The 7,369-nt window shown below is 41.3% G+C and carries 4 protein-coding genes; all 4 read right to left on the bottom strand.

Annotated elements, in window-relative coordinates:
- The coding region (locus tag K339_RS35880; RefSeq protein ID WP_028523392.1) for a fibronectin type III domain-containing protein at positions 1-2,976 on the bottom strand (2,976 nt) is incomplete at its 3' end.
- A 17-nt stretch (positions 2,977-2,993) separates the two neighbouring features.
- Positions 2,994-4,811, bottom strand: a complete 1,818-nt coding sequence (locus K339_RS0109550) for a hypothetical protein (RefSeq protein ID WP_157607544.1) — start codon at positions 4,809-4,811, stop codon at positions 2,994-2,996.
- Between the two features lie 11 nt (positions 4,812-4,822).
- Positions 4,823-6,886 (bottom strand): fibronectin type III domain-containing protein, encoded by a 2,064-nt coding sequence (locus tag K339_RS0109545; RefSeq protein ID WP_028523390.1) that lies wholly within the window; start codon positions 6,884-6,886, stop codon positions 4,823-4,825.
- Between the two features lie 186 nt (positions 6,887-7,072).
- Positions 7,073-7,369: transposase (locus K339_RS0109540; RefSeq protein WP_028523389.1), on the bottom strand; the 297-nt coding region annotated here is incomplete at its 5' end.

Here is a 7,369-nt window from a genome sequence, read left to right as displayed (position 1 = left end):
TTCGTTGTCTGAATTATCTACCCACTTCAAATCTATTTGGCTGCTGCTCACTACCGTCAACGACAAATCGCTCGGTGACTTGGGAACTACCACGGGTGCAGCCGACGTAGTCGCATCTTTCATCGGGCTGTAGTCAGAAACGCCTGCCGTGTTCTTGGCTCGTACTCGGTAATAATACTTCGTCGAGGCACTTAAACCTCTGTCGGAATAATTCGTCACGTTGGCCCCCACTTCCCCAATTTTACTAAAACTAACCCCGTCTAAACCCCGCTCAATTTCAAAAACCACTTCGTTGTCTGAATTATCCAACCATTTCAAATCTATTTGGCTACTGCTCACTACCGTCAACGTCAAATCACTCGGTGACTTGGGAACTACTACGGGCAAGGCCGACGTAGTCGCGTCTTTCATCGGGCTGTAGTCAGAAAAGCCCGCCGTGTTCTTGGCTCGTACTCGGTAATAATACTTCGTCGAAGCACTCAAGCCTCTGTCGGAATAATTCGTCACGTTGGCTCCTACTTCCCCAATTTTGCTAAAAATAACCCCGTCCAAACCACGCTCAATTTCAAAAACCACTTCGTTGTCTGAATTATCTACCCACTTCAAATCTATTTGGCTGTTGCTCACTACTGTCAACGACAAATCACTCGGCGACTTGGGAACTGACACGGGCGGTGATAAGGTTATTGGATCTATCACATTGCTATATCCAGAAACTCCAAAGGTATTTTTGGCTCGAACTCGGTAATAATACTGGGTAGAAGCATTTAAGCCTTGGTCTGAGTAACTCGTTAAATTGGCACTGATTTCATTAACCTTAGTAAAAGTCGTTTTATCGAAGCTACGCTCGATTTCATAGCTTGTTTCATTATCAGCATTGTCCGTCCATGACATATCAATTTGGTTACTGCTAACGAACGTTATCACCAATTTGCTTGGATCAGTTGGCGGCCCAGACGTCTTACTATTAGTTACGTCCCAATCAGATACACCTCTACAGTTTTTAGCCCTTATTCGCACATAGTAAACGGTATTTTGTTTTAGCCCAGTTAATACAGTCGTAGTCGTACCAGCATCTAATTTGATTAATTGAGGAGCACTAAAGTCAACTTTTACATCATACTCAAGTTCAAACGCCTCTTCATTTATTGAGTTATCATCCCATTTCAACTTAATTTCTCCCAGTGTATTGGTAGCCGAAGCTAGTAGCCCAGTGGGTTTGGATGGGATGGTCGGGTTTGTTTCTGCCTTATTTTCGCTCCAATTGGAGCTTCCAACGGAATTTTTCGAACGAACATGTACGTAAACAACCTTACATGGGCTCAACCCAGAAATGGTATAACTGGTCACGTTTGCCCCTACCGAGGCACTTTTTCCGTACGCTGGACTTTCTCCCCATTCTATGTCAAATCCCGTTTCGTTTGATGAAAAATCTTGCCAGTCAATTTTGGCTTCTGTGCCCGTGACGCTCACATTGATATTCGGAATAGAAGTTTGCGCTGGTAGTCCAAGCGTGGTAGCTTGACTACCTATCCAACTTGAAGAACCACCGCAATTGTTCGCTCTAACTCGAAAATAATACGTTGTATTGGCTTTTAAGCTATTTAACGTAATTGATTGCGTACCTATACTCAATTTTTGAGTCGTAGGGCTGGAAAAATTACTATTCTCATCATATTGTAATTCAAACTCAGATTCATTGGTTGAATTATCGCGCCAATTGATGACAATCGAATTGGCAGTAATCGTACCCGTCGAGATACTTGTAGGGGCGGTAGGGACAGTGATTTTCGTCGATGTTTCTTTTTCAATCCACCCCGAAGTACCGCCAGCATTTTTGGCTCTTACTCTGGCATGAAAAGCCTTGCACGCTCCCCATCCAGTTACTAGATAAGAGGTTACTCCACTACCCACTGATGCCGCCTTTCCATAGTTACTTGTTTCGCCCCACTCTATATCAAAACCTGTTTCATTGTTAGAATTATCCTTCCAGTTGAGGGTTACTTGCGTCCCATCCGTACTTACTTGCATTTGGAGTTCTGTAGGTGCCGCAGGTAACGCCACATCAGTAGTAGCCGATACTGCATCTGACCAGCCAGACGCGTACGGTGTATTGTTGACCGTTGCAGTAGCGCGTACTTGGATGTAATAGGTATTTCCCGAGGTTAAGTTCGTAATTTTCGTACTCGTAGCATTTACCTCCATCGTTTCGACACCTCTCGCAAAGGTTTTATCAGTGGCATACCTCAGTTGGTACGCATTCGCTTCTTTGACGGCATTCCACGAGACTCCGATGGAAGTCTCGGCCTTGCCAGTTATTGCTAAACCTGACGGGATAGCAGGCGTTGGGTCTTGTGTTTTGGCCTGAGTAACGCTCCAGTCAGAGTAGTTGATAGCAACAGGTGTTGTTTGCTTGTTGACTCTTACTCGAAAATAATAGTTCGTATTAGGCGTCAGGCCCGTTACTGAATAGCTACGTGAATCTGTAAGAGGAAGACTGGTAGGACTAGAAAAATTTGAGTTTTTGTCATACTGTACTTCAAATTTTCCTGATGTTATACCACTCATCCATGCCACATTAATTTGCGTAGCAGAAACCACTACGGGCGTACTCAACGTAGGAGCGTTTGAGAGCGTCCAGCCCGTAATTAATGCCGTGGGCGAGCCATTTTTCCCATTCAACACCGCATAGATTCGGTACTGAAACTGCGTATTAGGCGATAAATTCCTGTCCACAAAAGTCCTGTCGGTGCTTTTAGGCTCACCTATGTTGGTGAAGGTAGTAGCATCCAGTGGTTTTCGTTCAATTAGAAACTTATCAACGTTTTTACCATCATGCGTCCATGCAAGACTAACCGTAGAGGTAGTCGTCTCGTTGACTTTAAAGTCGGTGGGGGTTACTTGGGCATGGCTTTGGGCGTAACTCCCTAACGTAATGATACTGAGAATCATTACTACTTTCAATATAGTGTTCATAATACCTCTTTACATTTTTAAATTTGAGATGCTAACCCATCAGAATCTTTCAAAATTCTGATAATAGACTCAGGCAAATCAGGTGCACTTGCGTTTGTGTTACTTAGGCGATAAAAAGCGTAATGTAAATTCTTAATCCCCTCGGCAGTCTTTGTCCCTGAAACTGCTATATAATTTTTAAAATTATTATTTCGGGAAAGTATAGTACCCCCTCTTGTTGTGGCTATTACTGTAAAATTACCGCTATTACCTGCTACCTCTACTCCCTCATTTGTAGATTCATCAGATATAATTGCACCATTTATATCATATTGATAAACTTCGACAATTCGGCTATTCACTCGAAAATCAAAGAATATCTTAATACTACCAAATGCTTTATTTATTAAATAAACATCATTAGGGTAGGTTGATGCTAATAGTACATATGGTGAAGAAAGATAGAAACCATTGATAACTCCTAAACTAGTACCTTCATAGATAGGAAATCCTTGAGATTTCAAAAAGTCTTTAAAATGAGATATTGTAAAATCTTCTGGAATTGGTGGACTATTACAGATAGTATAAGTAGGAAAAAATGGAATTTCTATCTCAGGCTTTTTTGGCAGCCCATCTCCTAACGTTAATTTAATAGTTACAATTTCTTTTCTTTTCTTAAATGGAGCTTTCGTAAGAAAATTAAGAGATATTTCCAGATAAGGCTCCACTCCAACAAGAAATTTAGCAGAAGGCTCTTCGGACTTCTCAATACACTTTTCTATTTTTAATCCAATATATAATTTTGCTCCTAGTGTAAGTTTTACGAATAAGTCAGTATATAAATATACATCTAACCCTAAATCTATACCCGCTTTACAAGCACCTTCAAAAGCAACTTTAGACGAATCCTTTGTCTTTGATACTACCCTGGGTGTTCTTCTTTTAATTGGTTTTTCCCCTACTAAACCTACCTCATACTCTTCCGTAACAATTTCAGCCAAAAAAGCCTCACTTTGAACATTAGCGTTAATACTTCCCTCTATTTCAGCAAACAATTTGGCAGTTGGTTTTATTCCAATAAGAATCGGGACTCCCCCAACTACAAACTTGAAGGTTTTTGCAAAAGTATTTTTAGGAGTATATATTTCTTTTTCTCCTTCTACTTTTAACTTTCCCTTAAATCCTAATTTAATACTATTATTACTAGCGATTTTATTTTTTATAGTAGATTTTATAAATTCATTATCTTGCACATAAAATTCAGTTGTTGTTGTAATTGCATTGATACTCTCCATTTCTGACTCTATTTTTGCTTCTGACTCATATTCCGCCCCTCTTAAATCACCACCTTTCATTCCATTTAACATTACCTTTTCACGAAATTTAAAGACAGTTTTTGCTTCATAGACAAAATGAATCGTATTGAATATATCGTTTAAATCTGGCTCTACAATAAACCTATATTGGGTTTCTACTTCAGCAGACGTTTCAGTCTGAACTATTCCTAAAATTTGCAAACATGTACCTGTAATACCTCCAATTTCTGCCACTAAAATATCTCCAATCCTCAACTCGTCGTCAGCAGATAACCTTGCGTTAATGCCCAGGCGTTTATTTGAAAATGTAGTTTTTCCTTTTATCGTCAAAATATCCCCTTTTACGGTTGCATTTTTAAGAGATTCGGGGCTTAGAATTTTTACATTTTCTTTCAAAGATGGTTCTCCATAAATGGTTAACTTTCCACCATCAGCATCTTCAATCACTTTAATATCAACTGGCTCCATATTACTCACTTTGCACTCAGTAGTAAGGAGTATAAGCGAAAGGCTTAACAAAAGTGATAGTAGTTTTTTCATTGTTGTGTAGGTTAATACGATTTTACGGTAGTTTTTGCGCTAAACAGCGACTGTTTTCCGCTCGGTAAAACGGCTTTTACGACGTAGCTATATTCTCCTTTGGTGAGGAGTAAATCGGCAAATTCTTTCTGAGTGCTCGCAATAGTAGCTATCGGCTGGAGGGGACGTTTCTCAAACGACCGAAACACAACAAGCTGATAGTTAGTATATTTTACCAAACGCCACGTCAGTATCACTTTCTTTTTTTCATTGTCAAATACCGCTTTTAGCTCGGGAGCCTCTTCCAAATACACCGACCCCACTACTGTCTGGGCAACCCCAGGAGAACGCTCTGACACTAAGCCTTCTTCATCCATGACTTCGATGGCATATTCGTAGGTTTGTCCTTCTTTTAGTGCTGGGTCTTTGTAAGTCAACACCGACAATTCATTGCCTTGAAATGACTTCACTCGGACCCACTCTTTGTTTTCTTCTCGGCGGTAAAGGTTATACGCTTTTATGTCGTTGCTAACGCTAGGCTGCCACTTTACGGTTATTGATTTTGCATCCGTAGTCAATGAAGTAATCAACGGGGCTATCGGTCGAATAATGTCAGGCCGTTTTACTTCTAATTTTTCCGAAAAACGGGAGTGATTGTAATGATAATCTACCGCAGCCACTCGATATTCTACTTTTTTGGTAAGTATTCGCAACGGAATCGTGTCGCGATACACCGTATCTTTTAGCAACAAGGTTCGGGTGATTTCCAGCAACTTACCGCTTGGATGATTCGACGAATACACCCGATAACCTTTCAAATCTTTCTCGGTATTTTGTTGCCAACGCAGTGTCACCACGGCCATCTTTTTCAGGGTATCTACTTTGGCTATCAAACCACGCGGGAAAGCGGGCGGAATAGTATCTTTCATCACAGCATAGGCAGGAATCGACGAACGCTCATTTCCTGCGGTATCTACCGCCGTCACAATATAATAGTTAGTACCATTTACATCCACCTGAAAATCAACAAATTCACTACTTTTCTTAGATTGTAACACCAAGTTTAAACGCTTATACCCCTGCGAAACACTGTTACTTCTACTGACATAAAAACCCGCTATATCGCCGTCACTATCTTGATGTTTCCACTTTAAAACTACCTTTTTTCCTTCTGTATTAAGCGCCGACAAAATCTCTACCTCACGAGGCGGCGTGCGGTCTTTTCCCATACCCACCCGCACAAAAGGCGAGGCAATCCATTGTCCAAAATGCGTTAACCCCACTAAGCGATATCCGTAGCGACGATAATTTGTTTTGACTGAATCGACAAACTCGCCCCTTTCCCCTAAAGCATTGTACAAAATAGGCGTTTTTGAGAGCCGTTTAAACGTTTTTCCGTCGTCCGTACGCTCAATATGATACATCGCAAAAGCGCTGACAAACTTTTTAGCCCTCCAACTGAGCTTTACTAGCCGCTCGCCAGACTCGGTTTCCAATTGAGGTGGATATATTACTGGCGTAGCCTTTTGAGTAGAAACTCTTACCTGCACGCTTCCCTCTATACGCTTCCGTTCTTCGGGCCAATTGGGACTAATTCGATACACATATTGCTGACCTTTCTTTGCCGAAGTATCTACCAATGACAAGCCTAGGTTTTGAGCAACGACCGACGATTTAAAGGCCGACATAGTCACCAACAAATAACGTAATTCCTGTTCATTGGCCACGTCCTTGAAACTAGACTCCCCCGAAAACCTCGCCTGTGCTGTTTTGCTGAACACCAGCTCTTTGGCGGTCTTTTCTTCCGCACTTTTAGGAATCCACGCGCTGTTTGACATTGGAAGCAAAGGACGTGGAAGCAGTTTTTTGAAAGGCATTTGTTTTCCTCTTATGACATCCGCTCGTTCAACCCAATACCCCATTTCGCTCCATTGAAGCCAGTCGGAAGCCCGAACGGGCATCCAGAGAAGTTTGAGCGAATCTTGTTGAAATTGAGACCACGTCACTATGTGAGGCCGTTTTTGCTGCGACTTACTCTGGAATGCCAATAGCATCCCCAAAACAACCAAAAAAACTATATTTGCTCCCTTTTTCATTGCTTACCTGTTAAACCGTGATTCAATATTTCTAGCTGTTTGAACTTGCTGCATGGCCGTTGCCGAGTTTGACTGAAGATCCATAAACCCTTTGTCAAATCCTGCATACATAATCGTCATTAGGGTATTGGTTGGTGCGTTCGATTTGTTATGAACTGTGTTAAAAAACAAAGCACAAGGCAACTATTATTTTGCGAGCGCAATTTTGCTAGCCTGAAAGTCATTTTGAAATACAGCATTGTTTTTGACGATAGCGAAAGCCTGTCTAATCAATTTGTGGGCAACAGCCATTTTAGCGGCTTTTTTGGATTTCCCTTTAGCCAGTAGTCTTGTATAAAGTTCTTTACAATCCAAGTTAAATTTGGCTGCTGATTGAGCTGCACAAAAGAGAATAGACCTGAGTTGTTTGCAAGCAGTGTTAACTAATCTGCCTCTACTTTTTAGGGAAGTTCCTGACTGCTTGGTTGTTGGCACAAGTCCTAG

Origin of the sequence: Runella limosa DSM 17973 (assembly GCF_000482465.1) — a bacterium.
In the GTDB taxonomy this organism is placed as follows: Bacteria; Bacteroidota; Bacteroidia; order Cytophagales; family Spirosomataceae; genus Runella; species Runella limosa.
The sequence above is the reverse complement of the archived record's forward strand: the minus strand, read 5'-3'. Positions and strand labels throughout refer to the sequence as shown.